The organism is Actinopolyspora lacussalsi subsp. righensis (assembly GCF_900116555.1).
GTDB classification, from domain to species: Bacteria; Actinomycetota; Actinomycetes; order Mycobacteriales; family Pseudonocardiaceae; genus Actinopolyspora; species Actinopolyspora lacussalsi.
Genome location: NZ_FPAT01000003.1, coordinates 244,366 through 257,440, shown reverse-complemented (window position 1 = coordinate 257,440; position 13,075 = coordinate 244,366). Strand labels below are relative to the sequence as shown.

At 67.9% G+C, this 13,075-nt stretch carries 10 protein-coding genes and 1 riboswitch; of the genes, 5 read left to right on the top strand and 5 right to left on the bottom strand.

Annotated features, from left to right (window positions below; translation table 11 throughout):
* Positions 1–19: 19 nt before the first annotated feature.
* On the bottom strand, positions 20–727 hold the full coding sequence (locus tag BM394_RS07295; protein WP_175529999.1) for an orotidine 5'-phosphate decarboxylase / HUMPS family protein: 708 nt from the start codon (positions 725–727) through the stop codon (positions 20–22).
* A gap of 311 nt (positions 728–1,038) precedes the next feature.
* A riboswitch (cobalamin riboswitch) is annotated at positions 1,039–1,270 on the top strand.
* Between the two features lie 143 nt (positions 1,271–1,413).
* Here BM394_RS07295 and BM394_RS07290 point away from each other — a divergent pair.
* On the top strand, positions 1,414–3,909 hold the full coding sequence (locus BM394_RS07290) for a ribonucleoside-diphosphate reductase subunit alpha (protein WP_217643398.1): 2,496 nt from the start codon (positions 1,414–1,416) through the stop codon (positions 3,907–3,909).
* 167 nt (positions 3,910–4,076) lie between these two features.
* Positions 4,077–5,168 (top strand): ribonucleotide-diphosphate reductase subunit beta, encoded by a 1,092-nt coding sequence (locus BM394_RS07285; protein ID WP_092975719.1) that lies wholly within the window; start codon positions 4,077–4,079, stop codon positions 5,166–5,168.
* A 145-nt stretch (positions 5,169–5,313) separates the two neighbouring features.
* On the opposite strand, the gene BM394_RS07280 is transcribed toward BM394_RS07285, so the two are convergent.
* Positions 5,314–5,943 carry an HNH endonuclease family protein gene (locus BM394_RS07280; RefSeq protein ID WP_092975716.1) on the bottom strand — a complete coding sequence of 210 codons (630 nt, stop codon included), beginning with the start codon at positions 5,941–5,943 and terminating at the stop codon, positions 5,314–5,316.
* 248 nt (positions 5,944–6,191) lie between these two features.
* Between BM394_RS07280 and BM394_RS07275 the strand changes: the two genes are divergently transcribed.
* On the top strand, positions 6,192–7,184 hold the full coding sequence (locus BM394_RS07275) for an NAD-dependent epimerase/dehydratase family protein (protein ID WP_092975713.1): 993 nt from the start codon (positions 6,192–6,194) through the stop codon (positions 7,182–7,184).
* A gap of 92 nt (positions 7,185–7,276) precedes the next feature.
* Here the strand turns inward: BM394_RS07275 and BM394_RS07270 are convergent, their stop codons facing one another.
* From BM394_RS07270 to BM394_RS07260, 3 genes are read right to left on the bottom strand one after another with little or no spacing between them, the layout of a single operon-like run.
* Positions 7,277–8,773, bottom strand: coding sequence for a tripartite tricarboxylate transporter permease (locus tag BM394_RS07270; protein ID WP_092975710.1), 1,497 nt, complete (start codon positions 8,771–8,773; stop codon positions 7,277–7,279).
* The gene (locus BM394_RS07265; RefSeq protein WP_092975707.1) at positions 8,773–9,348 is read right to left on the bottom strand and encodes a tripartite tricarboxylate transporter TctB family protein; all 576 of its coding nucleotides are present in this window, start codon (positions 9,346–9,348) and stop codon (positions 8,773–8,775) included. The genes BM394_RS07270 and BM394_RS07265 overlap by 1 nt, the downstream gene beginning before the upstream one ends.
* Complete coding sequence (locus BM394_RS07260; protein ID WP_092975704.1) at positions 9,345–10,334, bottom strand: Bug family tripartite tricarboxylate transporter substrate binding protein; 990 nt, start codon at positions 10,332–10,334, stop codon at positions 9,345–9,347. Before BM394_RS07260 ends, BM394_RS07265 begins: the two co-directional genes overlap by 4 nt.
* A gap of 301 nt (positions 10,335–10,635) precedes the next feature.
* On the opposite strand from BM394_RS07260, the gene BM394_RS07255 reads away from it, so the two are divergent.
* Both BM394_RS07255 and BM394_RS07250 read left to right on the top strand, forming a co-directional pair.
* Positions 10,636–12,354, top strand: coding sequence for an ATP-binding protein (locus BM394_RS07255; protein ID WP_217643397.1), 1,719 nt, complete (start codon positions 10,636–10,638; stop codon positions 12,352–12,354).
* Positions 12,351–13,052 (top strand): response regulator, encoded by a 702-nt coding sequence (locus BM394_RS07250; protein ID WP_092975701.1) that lies wholly within the window; start codon positions 12,351–12,353, stop codon positions 13,050–13,052. The genes BM394_RS07255 and BM394_RS07250 overlap by 4 nt, the downstream gene beginning before the upstream one ends.
* The last annotated feature ends 23 nt before the right edge of the window (positions 13,053–13,075 follow it).

Here is a 13,075-nt window from a genome sequence, read left to right as displayed (position 1 = left end):
GGCACGAGCGTTCGGCCGCTCATGAATCCGTTCCCCCGAATCGCTCGTGCATCGCTTTCCGGATCCGTCGTACGGCGTCACACGGCTCGGTCGAGTCGAGGACGTAGCCGCCGACGACCAGGATCGCCGGGGTGCCCGTGTGCAACGCCCGCACCGATTCGGGTGAAATTCCCCCGGAGAGCTGAATGTTGCCGATTCCCAAGGATTCGCACGTCCGCAGCTGAGTGGCCAGATCGGCGCTGTTCGCTCGTTCGTCCGAGCCGTTGTGCACCCCTATGAAATCGACGCCGAGTTCCGACAACCGGCTCAGCCGGTGCGGGGTGGCTCTGGCCCCGACCAGGTCGCCGACCACCGCTCGTCGGTGACGACGGGCCTCGGCCACGACACCGGTGACGGTCGCGTCGGCGGCACCGGCGCAGACCGTGGTCAGGTCGGCTCCGGCCTCGAAGACCAGTCCCGCCTCGTAGGCGGCGTCGTCCATGGTTTTCGCGTCGACCAGCAAGTCCGTTCCCGGAATCGCTCGCCGAACACGTTCGATCGCCCACACGCCCTCGGTCTTCAGCATCGAGGTCCCGACCTCGGCGATGTCGATCAGCGGAGCGGTTGCGGAGAGGATCCGTGCCGCCTCGGAACTGTCCACGAAGTCGAACGCGAGTCGCAGCAGCGGTCTTTCGCGTGGGGAAGTCCCGGAAGCGGGTGGGGGTTCCGTTCGGCTTTCGCTGGACACTGTGACTCCCGGAGCGCCGTTCGTCCGCCGTCCGGCGGCTGGTTCGCGGATAACGCTAGGAATCCGCAGTCCGGTTCGGCGAGCGGCCGTTTCGTCCCGCGAAACGGCCGGATCGGTCCGCGCCGGGTGTCACCTCGGTGGACCGGCCGCGCGGTCCTCCAGCTCGTTGGAGCCGCTCCCTCGCGGCCGGGCCTGTCGGGACAGCGTCCGATGTGGTCCGTCCGCTGCTCGTTGATTTCCGTTTTTCAGCAGCCGACGACGAAAGCTCGGTAACCCATGTGGGGGTAGCGTAGATCCATTGGGTCAACATGTAGTGTGTTGCTGTCGGCGGTTCACCGGATTCGAAAGATTCGGTGTGCCAACAGGGAACCCGGTGCGAGTCCGGGACTGCCCCGCAGCGGTAAACGGGAACGAACGCCGTGCCACCCCAGGGTGGGAAACGCACTGGACGCCACCGGTCCGGGAAGCGACGGTTATCAGGACCGGCGGTCGAGCCGCCGGAAGCCCGTGAGTCCGAAGACCTGCCGTCGATGCGCGCACGACCGTGCGCGCCGTCCGCGACCTCGAGGGAGGGTCCGCGCGAACTCGGCCGGACGCGTGCCCCGGAATCCGGTGCCGTGTCCCGCGGACCTCGTGTGTTCCCGCCCGGTCCGGGCATCGGTTCGAACTCGCGAGGAGAGTGCACGGTGACTCGAGCTTCCAACGCTGTCGTGTCTTCCGCCGCCCCCGACGTCCGTGTCAGCGGCCCGACCGGGGAACCGGAACCACTGAACTGGGACAGGGTGTCCACAGTGGTGGAACAGGCCTGTGCCGGGTTGGCGGACGTGTCCGCCGAGCACGTGTTGCGCGAAGCGCGGCGCAATCTCTACGACGGCATCTCGCCCGACGAACTCGCGACCGCGTTGATCATGGCAGCCCGCACGCTCGTCGAAGCCGAACCGAACTACTCGCGGGTCACGGCTCGGCTGTTGCTGGACGAGCTGCGTCGCGAAGCCCTCAGCTTCCTGGAGGGGCAGCAGCGGGAGGCCGACCAGGAGGAGATGCGACAGCGCTATCCGGACTACTTCGTCCGCTACGTGCGGCACGGCATCGGAAACGGCCAACTCGATCCCCGGCTCGGCGAGTTCGACCTCGAGGAGCTCGGCGCCGCGCTGCGTCCGGAGCGGGACACGCTGTTCGACTTCCTCGGGCTGCGCACGCTCTACGACCGCTACCTGCTGCACGAGCGGGGAGTGCGCTATGAGCTGCCGCAGGCGTTCTTCATGCGGGTCGCCATGGGGCTCGCGCTGGAGGAGGACGATCGCGGTCGCCGTGCCGTGGAGTTCTACGAGCTGCTGTCGGCGATGGACTTCATGTGCTCCACGCCGACCCTGTTCAACGCCGGAACCACCCGTCCCCAGCTGTCATCCTGCTTTCTGACCACCGTGGACGACGACCTGCGCCACATCTTCCACTCGATCGGCAACAACGCCAAACTGTCGAAGTACGCCGGAGGACTGGGCAACGACTGGACACCGGTACGCGGTATCGGTGCCCACATCAACGGCACCAACGGGCGGTCCCAGGGTGTCGTGCCGTTCCTCAAGATCGCCAACGACACGGCGGTGGCGGTCAACCAGGGCGGCAAGCGCAAGGGCGCGGTGTGCGCCTACCTGGAGACCTGGCACATCGACGTCGAGGAGTTCCTCGACCTGCGCAAGAACACCGGTGACGACCGCAGGCGCACCCACGACATGAACACGGCGAACTGGGTTCCCGACGAGTTCCTGCGTCGTGTCGAGGCCGACGGCACCTGGACGTTGTTCTCCCCGGACGAGGTAGGCGACCTGCACGACCTGTACGGCACGGAGTTCGCCGAGCGCTACCGCGAGTGCGAACGCGCCGCCGAGCGCGGTGAGCTGAGAGTTCACCGCAGGGTCTCCGCCGTGGACCTGTGGCGCCGGATGCTGACCATGCTGTTCGAGACCGGGCATCCGTGGATCACCTTCAAGGATCCCTGCAACCTGCGTTCCCCGCAGCAGCACGCCGGTGTGGTGCACTCCTCCAACCTGTGCACCGAGATCACGCTCAACACCGACCGGGACGAGGTGGCGGTGTGCAATCTGGGGTCGATCAACCTGGCGAACCACGTCACCGCCGACGGCATCGATCGCGAGCGGCTGGAACGCACCACACGAACCGCCGTGCGCATGCTCGACAACGTCATAGACATCAACTTCTACACGATTCCGGAGGCACGCGACTCGAACACGCGGCACCGACCGGTCGGGCTGGGGGTGATGGGGTTGACCGATGCCCTGTTCGAGCGTCGGATCCCGATGTCCTCGCAGCGGGCCGTGGAGTTCGCCGACCACAGCATGGAGGAGATCAGTTATCACGCGATCTCCGCGTCCGCGGAGCTGGCCGCCGAACGCGGCCGCTACGAATCGTTCGAGGGCTCGTTGTGGAGCCGGGGCATCCTGCCGCTGGACTCGCTGGAGCTGCTGCGGCGTGAACGCGACGGTGACGTGGAGCTGTCGACCTCCTCGACGCTGGACTGGCAGCCGCTGCGGGAGAAGGTGCGGCGGCAGGGGATGCGCAACTCCAACGTGATGGCGATCGCCCCCACCGCCACGATCTCCAACATCTGCGGTGTCGGGCAGTCCGTCGAACCGCTCTACCGCAACCTCTACGTCAAGTCGAACATGTCCGGCGATTTCACGGTGATCAACCCGCACCTGGTCGCCGACCTGAAGCGGGCGGGGTTGTGGGACCGGCGCATGGTGGCCGACCTGAAATACCACGACGGTGCGCTCGGGCCGATCGAGCGGATCCCGGCGGAGTTCAAGGAGCTCTACGCCACGGCATTCGAGATCGGTTCGGACCGGCTCATCGAGGCCGCGGCGCGCAGGCAGAAGTGGATCGATCAGGCACAGTCGCTGAACCTGTACCTCGCGCGGCCGAGCGGGCGCGAGCTCGACCGGCAGTACCGCGACGCCTGGCGCAAAGGGCTCAAGACCACCTACTACCTGCGCTCCAGCAGCGCCTCGGACGTGGAGAAGAGCACGCTGCGCGGCACCGACGGAAAGCTCAACGCCGTATCACCCACCGTGCTCCCGGCCGATACGTCCTTCGACGCGGCGAATTCTTCCGACGAGGCGGCCTGCGCGGTGGAGGACCCCGAGTGCGAGGTCTGCCAGTGACCTCGTTCTCCGGGAGTACGACCTCCGGAGAACGCGGCGGGAAACGACCGTCCGAGAAACAGCACCCAGCTACCCCAGAAGTTCCGAAGCGCTCGGCCGGAACGCCGGGCCCGCGAGCGGACCGAACAGCTCCGCCGCGATCAAGCACGGGAGGACCGGAAACCAGTATGACCTCGTTGAACGTGCCGGAAACCGCCGTCAGCCCCGACACCAGCGGACTCGGGGAGATCGACCGTTCCGGCTCCCGGGTCGACGCGGCCGACAAGGCGATGATCAATTCCCGCGCCGACGTCAACCAGCTGTTGCCGCTGAAGTACGGCTGGGCCTGGGACAAGTACCTGGCCGGGTGCAACAACCACTGGATGCCCACCGAGGTCTCCATGCAGGCCGACATCGCGCTGTGGAAGTCCCCGGACGGGCTCACCGACGACGAGCGGTTGATGCTCAAGCGCAACCTCGGCTTCTTCGCCACCGCCGAGTCCCTGGTCGCCAACAACGTGGTGCTGGCGGTGTACCGGCACATCACCAACCCCGAGTGCAGGCAGTACCTGCTTCGGCAGGCGTTCGAGGAGGCGGTGCACACCCACACCTTCCAGTACATCTGCGAGAGCCTGGGGCTCGACGAGGGCGAGCTGTTCAACATGTACCGCGAGGTCCCGTCCATCTCGGACAAGGACTCCTGGGCGCTGCGCTACACCAGGAACCTGGAGAACCCCGACTTCGCCACCGGCACACCCGAGGCCGACCGGGCGTTCCTGCGGGACCTGGTGGCGTTCTACGTGATCTTCGAGGGGATGTGGTTCTACACCGGCTTCGCGCAGATCCTGTCGCTGGGGCGCAGGAACAAGATGGTCGGCATCGCCGAGCAGTACCAGTACATCCTCCGGGACGAGTCGATCCACCTCAATTTCGGGATCGACTGCATCAACCGGATCAAGCTGGAGAATCCGTGGCTGTGGACCCCGGAGTTCCAGGAGGAAGTGCGTACGATGCTGACCGAGGCCTGTGAGCTTGAGGTCGCCTACGGTCGCGAGACCATGCCGCGAGGCATGCTCGGGCTCAACGCCGAACTGTGCACCGAGTACATGCACTTCATCACCAATCGCCGCTGTGACCAGCTGGGTCTGGAACCGGTGTTCGCCGAGACCGAGAACCCGTTCCCCTGGATGTCGGAGGCCGTCGATCTGAAGAAGGAGAAGAACTTCTTCGAGACGCGGGTGACCGAGTACCAGTCCGGAGCGGCGCTGGAGTGGGACTGACCGGACCTCGCCGCGCGGCCGGAACCGCCGGGTCGGGATGCCCGACGGTTCCGGCCGTTACCTCGCTGACGTTCTCCCGTGCTGTTGACCGATCGGCGCGGGTCTTGCCGGAGCCGGAAACGTCGGACCGACCGGAAAACCCCGATCAGCAGTTGTCGAGCATGTTCGACAGCGCGTTCTGCTCGGCCGAGTCGACGCTCAGACCCCAGACGTGCTTCACGTTGATCCAGCTGCGCGCGTACACGCAGTGGTAACCGGTGTTGGAGGGCTGCCACGCGGCAGGGTCGTCGTCGCTCTTGGTCATGTTGGAGGTGCCCGACACCGCGATCAGCTGCTGGGTGTCCAGGTCGTTGGCGAAGTCCTCCCGCTTCGCGTCGCTCCAGCTCGCGGTGCCGGAGCGCCAGGACTCGGCGAGCGGGACCACGTGGTCGATGTGCACCTCGCTGGGGTCGCTCACCCACCGTTGGTCGTAGACGCTGTACCAGCTCCCCGAGTCCGGGTAGCAGTCCGAGCCGACGGTGACGCCGCTGCCGTCCCGCCGCAGCACGGTCTCCCGGGTGTCACAGTTGCCCGACTGGCTCGACCAGTGCGGGAACCTGTCCCGGTCATAGCCGCTCATCGAGCCCTCCGCGCTCACCGCGAGCTCGGCGAGCTGCTGCCGCGCGGTGGATTCGCCGGGCGGGTCGGGTGGATATGCGGCGGCGGTTCCCGCCGAGGCGAGCAGTAGTGTCCCCGCGGATAACGCGGTGATCAACGCGATCGAAAGACGTCGCACGGCCGTTCTCCTCACGTGCTGGGGTGAGCCGACCACAGCAGCGTGACAAGCGAGGGTCAACACCGGTCAATACCGCGGTGAAGAACCGATGATTTCGAGAGGCCGTCCGTGGTGAATTCCGCATCGGACGGACCACCAACCTCGCTGCCACAACTTCGATCCGCTCCGAGACGGACAGCCCGAGCAACTGGTTTTCGCCAGCAGCGATTCATCTGGAGAAATCGGATCCCGTGGGCCATGTTGGACACATGCGGATTCTGGTGCTCGGTGGGACTGTGTTCGTCTCCCACGCGATCGCGACCGAAGCGGTCCGGCGGGGTCACGAAGTCAGCTGTGCGGCTCGGGGAGCTTCTGGGACGGTACCCGCAGGAGCTGAGCTGGTCCCACTGGACCGGGACGAGCCCGGCGCGATCGAGCGGCTCGCCGGTGCCCGGTTCGACGCCGTGATCGACGTCGCCACCCACGATCTCGACTGGGTGCGGGACGCACTGCGGGCACTGGCCGAAACCACCGGTCACTGGACCTTCGTCTCCACGATCAATGTTTATGCCGACACCGCGACCCAGCATCAGAAGACCGATGGCGCGCTGCTGGAACCGGTCACCGAGCCTCGGCGGTCGGCTGGAGGACAACTCACCCCGGAAATCTACGGCGGCATAAAAGTCGCCTCGGAGAACGCCGTGTACGAGGCCGTCGGGGAGCGGACCCTGGTGGTGCGTCCGGGACTGATCACCGGTCCCGGTGACAACATGGATCGGTTCGGTTACTGGCCCGCCCGCTTCGCGCGGGGCGGGCGAGTGGTCGTTCCGGATGCTCCTGAGCAGCCGATCCAGCACCTCGACGTGCGTGATCTGGCCGAGTGGATCGTGACCGCGGGGGAGCGGGGTATCACCGGGACCCACGACGCCGTCGGGCCGATCCGCACGCTCGGCTCCGTGCTGAGCGAGATCGCGGAACTCGCCGGAACCGCCGACGTAGAGCCGGTGCCGGTCGCGCCGGAGAAACTGCTCGAGGGGGGAATAGTGCACTGGGAAGGACCGCGCTCATTGCCGCTGTGGGCGCCGAGTTCGCACTACGGCGTCGTCACGCACGACCCAACACCGGCAGCGGCCGACGGGTTGGTTACCAGGCCACTGGCCGACACTGTGCGGGCCGCGTTGGCCGAGGAACGGGCACGCGGACTGCATCGCCCGCGCAAGTCCGGTCTCACACCGGCAGTGGAGGCCGAACTGTTGTGCTGATCCGCTGCTCCGGCAGGCAGTGATTTCGTTCGTGAACCGGGAGGTGCGTTTCCGGGGCAGTGTTCCGGAAACGCACCTCCCGAAAATCCTCGTCAGGCCGCCCGCGCGCGCCGCACCCGCAGCACGGTGGAGCCGACCACCGCCACCAGCAGGATCGCGTAGATCCCCACGGCGAAGGGGCTGGCGAACAGCACTCCCACGTCTCCCCGGCTCATCGCCATCGCCCGCCGTATCGAGGTCTCCGCGAGCGGCCCCAGGATCACGCCGATCAACACCGGCGCGACCGGGAAGCCGTAGCGGCGCAGCAGGAAACCGAGCGCTCCCACCACGTAGAGCAGCAGCACGTCGAACAGCGAGGACCTCGCGGTGTAGACCCCGAGGGTGGCGAACACGACGATCCCGGCGTAGAGGTAGTTGCGCGGGATCCGCAGCAGCTTCGCCCACACCGGAGCGAACGGCAGGTTCAGCAACAGCAGCATGACGCTGCCGATGAACAGGCTCGCCAGCAGTGCCCACACCAGGTCGGCCTCCTGAGTGAACAGCAGTGGCCCGGGACGCATCCCGTACTGCTGGAACGCGCCGAGCATGATCGCCGCGGTGGCCGAGGTGGGCAGCCCCAGCCCCAGCAGCGGCACCAGCGAGGTGGCCGTGGTCGCGTTGTTGGCCGCCTCCGGACCGGCCACGCCCTCGATGGCGCCCCGGCCGAACTCGTCGTCGCCACGACGGCGGGACAGCGTCTTCTCGGTCCCGTAGGACAGGAACGTCGGTATCTCCGCACCACCCGCCGGGATCACGCCGAAGGGGAGACCCAGTGCGGTGCCACGCAACCACGGCCGCCAGGAGCGGCCCAGGTCCCGTCTGCTCAGCCACGGCCTGCCCGAGGCGACCGTCTCGGTGGCGGGATTCCGCCGCGCGCGGGAGGCCACGTACAGCACCTCACCGATCGCCAGCAGCCCCACCGTCACCACGATGATGCTGATCCCGTCCAACAGCCGCGGGCTCCCCAGCGTGAACCGGACCGCACCGCTCTGCTCGTCGATACCCACCATCGCCAGGGCCAGCCCGAGTCCCAGTCCGCTCAGGCCGCGCAGCACGTCGCCCGCCACGACGGCCGAGGTCGCGAGAAAGGCCAGCACGGTCAGCGCGAAGTACTCGGGAGGACCGAACCCGACCGCGAGGTCGACCATCAGCGGCGAGAAGAACACCACGAGCGTCACGGCCACGATGCTGGCGAGGAACGAACCGAGCACGGCCGTGGCCAGTGCCTGCGGTGCCCTGCGGTTCCTGGCCATCGGAAAGCCCTCGAACGCCGTGGCCATCGAGGAGCTCTGCCCCGGGGTGTTCAACAGGATCGCGGTGGTCGCCCCACCGAACTGGCCTCCGAAGTAGACCCCGGCGAACATGATGAAGGCGCCGGTGGGGTCCAATTGGAACGTGACCGGCACCAGCAGGGCGATCGCCATGGCGGTGCCGAGTCCCGGCAGCACGCCCACGACCGTTCCCAGCACCACACCGGCCAGGCACAGCAGCAGGTTGACGGGAGTGAGAGCCGAGCCGAACCCGTCGAGCAGCAGCGACAGCGTTTCCATCACAGCACCTCCAGCAGCAGCCCGGAGGGCAGGGACAGCTCCAGCCCGGCTGAGAACGCCAGTTGCACGGCGGACGAAACGATCACCGATATCCCCAGGTCACGCAGTTTGTGCTTGCTTCCCAACGCGCAGGAGACACCCCAGAACAGCAGGGCTCCCGCCACGATCCACCCCGCGGTTCGCAGCAGCGCCAGATGCGCCACGAGGGTTCCCGCGGTCAGCAGCAACGGTTTCCAGTCGCTGCGCGCTCCGGCCGCGTCGGCTTCCGCGGCGGTCTGCTCCTCCGTCGCGGTCGTGTCCGTGACGGAGGCGCGACGTCCGGGCAGCGCCACCCGCACGGCCAGCGAAACCCCCAACACCACCAGCAGCGTGCCGACCACCGCCGGGAAGAACCGGGGGCCGAGGAAGCTGACCGAGGAGGGCACGTCCATCATCGCGGTCCGCAGCAGCAGGAAACCACCGATCGCGCCGACCAGTACGCCCACGAACAGTTCACTGCGCCCGGTCCAGAACGAACCGGAAGCGCTCGCGCCGCCCCGCTGCCGCGAAGCGGTTCGTTGCACGAATGTGGTCATGACAGGCCCAGCTCCTCGCTGATTCGTTTGATGCGCGCCGTCTCGGACTCCAGGAAGGACCGGAACTCCTCACCGGTCTGGAAGGTGTCCTTCCAGCCGTTGCGTTCCACCGCGTCCTGCCACTGCTCGCTCCCGTGCACGGTTGTGACGATCTTTTCCAGCTCCGCGCGTTGGGCATCCGACAGCTCCGGCGGGGCGACGACTCCGCGCCAGTTGGCCAACGAGGCGTCCACGTCCTGTTCGACGAAGGTCGGAATGTCGACCCCTTCCAAGGGGCGCTTGGCGGATACCCCGAGCGCACGCAGTTTGCCCGCCTCGATCTGCCCGGCGAACTCCGCGTAGCTGGAGACCCCGACGTCGAGTCCGCCGTCGAGCAGCCCCGTGACGACCTCACCGCCGCCCGCGTAGGCGATATAGTTGAGTTCGGAGGTCTTCATCCCGGCGGCGCGCAGCAGCATCCCCGCGAACAGGTGGTCCGTACCGCCCGCCGAACCGCCGCCGATCGCGACCGAGCGCGGCTCGGCTCGCCAGGCCGACATGAGGTCCTCCACCGTGCGGAACGGCGAGTCCTTCGGCACCACCACGACCTCGTAGTCGTCGGCCAGTCGCGCGATCGGGGTGACGTCGTCCAGCGTCGTGGCGGAGTCGGTGGTCTGGACCGCGCCGGTCATCACCGCCCCGCTCATCATCAGCTTGTTGCCCTTGCCGGACTGGTTCGCCAACCGGGAGAGCCCGATGGTGCCGCCGGCGCCGGGCACGTTGAGAACCTCGGTGGCGCGCGAGAGACCGTGGGCGTCCACCGAGCTCTGGATCTCCCTGGCCACGGTGTCCCAGCCTCCGCCCGGATCGGCGGGGGCCATCAGCTGCAGCTTGTCCCGGGGGTCTTTCCCACCGGAGGCCTTCGTGTGGGCGTCGGTCAGGCCCGCCCCCACGACGACCACGCCCAGGACCGCGGCGGTCACGCGCAGGATCAGTCGTCCTGTCATGGTTTCTTCCCTGCGAAATCCGGATCGTTCACGTCGACTCCGCGTCCCGCTGTCCCGGTTCTCGCGGCCGGGCGCACCGGCGCGGAACCCGTGTACGGCGATACCGCCGGATGAACAGCACGTTACGAGTCGTGGATCACAGGATGTGGGTCACACCCGTTCGGTGGAAATGTGGTGTTCATAAACGCAGTAATGGTCGTTGTGGTCACGGGACCGCCCGATTTCCCGGCCACCTCCCCGCTGTGGTTTTCCGGCGCACTGCGCTGCCGTTACCGTCGTACGGTCGTCGACAGCCGGAGGGGTGGACGTCATCGCCGAGGGCAACACCACGCGCGACCGCGGGCCCGCGCGCCGCTGGCCGCTGGCGGGCCAGTTCTTCGCGCTGCAGCTGGTGCTGGTCGTGCTCGCGCTCGTGGCCAGCGGCTTGTTCTGGTGGCGCAACACCCGCGCAGAGCTCGACGAGCAGTACGCGCAGCGCGTGCTGGCCATCGCCGAGTCGGTCGCCACGCTGCACACGGTGCGCGACGCCTTCGACGATCCGCACCCCGAGAACACCATCGCGCCGCTCGCCGAACGAATCCGCCGGGCCACCGGCGCCTCCTTCATCGTCGTCGCCAACAGGCGCCAGATCCGCTACTCGCACCCCGAACCCGAGCGCATCGGCCACCAACTTTCCACCGACGCCGCCCCGGCGCTGGCGGGCAACGTCTGGACCGGGATCCAGACCGGCACCACCGGACGTTCCATGCGGGCCAAGGTGCCGGTGCTCGACGAGTCGGGAACGGTGATCGGCGTCGTCTCCGTCGGAGTGCCCGTCTCGACGGTCAGCGAGGAGGTCTCGCAGAGCCTTCCCGAACTGCTGGGAACCGTGCTGACGCTGGTGGTGCTGGGTGGGCTCGGCACCTATCTCGTGTTCCGCAGGATGCGCCGGATGACCTTCGGCATGGCCGCGGACGAGATCGGCAGCCTGGTCGAACACCGCATGGCCATGCTGCACGCCCTCAAGGAGGGGGTTGTCGCCTTCGATCCCTCCGGAAGGATCACCCTGGTCAACGACGAGGCACACCGGTTGCTCGGGCTGCCACCGGACGCGGAGGGGCGATACCTCGACGAGCTCGAACTGCCGGAGCGGTTGCACGAGGTACTGGCCGGGCAGGCCGACGGCACCGATCAGATCGTGCTGCGGCGGGGCAGGGTACTGGCGCTGAACCGGATGCCGGTTCGGCTGGACAGCACCGAGGGTGGCTCGGTGGTCACCCTGCGCGACCGCACCCAGCTCGACCAGCTCGCCCAGGAGCTCGACGGGGCGCGGACCACCACCGACGCGCTCCGGGCCCAGGCGCACGAGTTCTCCAACCGCATCCACACCATTTCCGGCCTGCTCGAACTCGGCGAGTACGAGCAGGCGCGCAGTTTCGTCGACGAGCTCAGCGCCTCCCACGGGCGATTCACCGAGGACCTCACCACCCGGGTGCGCGACGCCGCCGTCGCGGCCCTGCTGCTGGCGAAATCGGCCGCCGCCGCAGAGCGGGGAGCGGAGTTCGTGCTCGGCACCGACACCGACCTGGATGCCCTGCCCTCCACCACGGCCAGGGACGACCTGATACTGGTGGTGGGCAACCTCATCGACAACGCGTTGGAGTCACTGGCGGGATCCGGGCGGGTACGGGTGTCGCTGCTGTCGGAGGAAACGGACGGTGTCGCCGTCACCCGCATCGAGGTCGGCGACTCCGGTGCGGGCATCGCCCCCGAACTGGCCGACGAGGTGTTCCGCGCGGGCTTCACCACCAAGGTGGCCCAACAGGGCGGCACCGGTGGGCTGGGGCTGGCCCTGGTCCGACAGACCTGCCGAAACCGGGGAGGTTGGGTGCGCGCCGACAACGACGACGGCGCGGTCTTCACCGCGTCGCTGCCGGTGGTGGGTGACGTCGTCGAAACGGGGGAGCCGGGCGGAGCCCCCGAAAATCACCGGCAACCGACCCGGACCGGTCGTCAGTCCTCCCACTGGAGCCCCCGATGATCCGAGTTCTCGTGGTCGACGACGACGTCCGGGTCGCGGACAACCACCGCAAACTGGTCGAGAGCATGGCCGGATTCGAGGCGGTGGGCGTGGCCCACACCGCCCACGAGGCACTGACCATGAGCGAACGGCTGCTTCCGGACCTGGTGCTGCTGGACCTGTACCTGCCGGACGAATCCGGGGTGCGGGTGTTGCAGCGGCTGCGGGGCAACGCCCACCCGCTCGACGTCCTGGTGATCACCGCGGTGCGGGACGTGGAGACGGTCAAGGCCGCCATGCAGGGCGGGGCGGTGCACTACCTGCTCAAACCCTTCCCGTTCCGGGAGCTGCGGGAACGGCTGAACGGCTACGCCGAGGCCCAGCACGAACTCGATGCGGTCGACGAGGCCGAGCAGGCCGACGTGGACCGGGTATACGGCAAGCTGCGGGCCTCCGAACCCCGGAAAACCGTTCCCGAGGAGTTGCCCAAGGGGCTCTCCGCGGTCACCGCGCGCCTGGTGCTCGACACGCTGCGCTCGGCCGCGACCGACCTGTCCGCCTCCGAGGTCGCCAACAACGCGGGCCTGTCCCGGGTCAGCGCCCGACGCTACCTCGATCACTTCGCCACCACCGGCAGGATCACGCTGCACCTGCGGTACGGCTCGGCGGGCAGACCCGAGCACCGGTATCAGTGGGCGAGCGGGCGCGGCGCCCCGTGAGTTTCCGGTCTCCCGCGATCCGC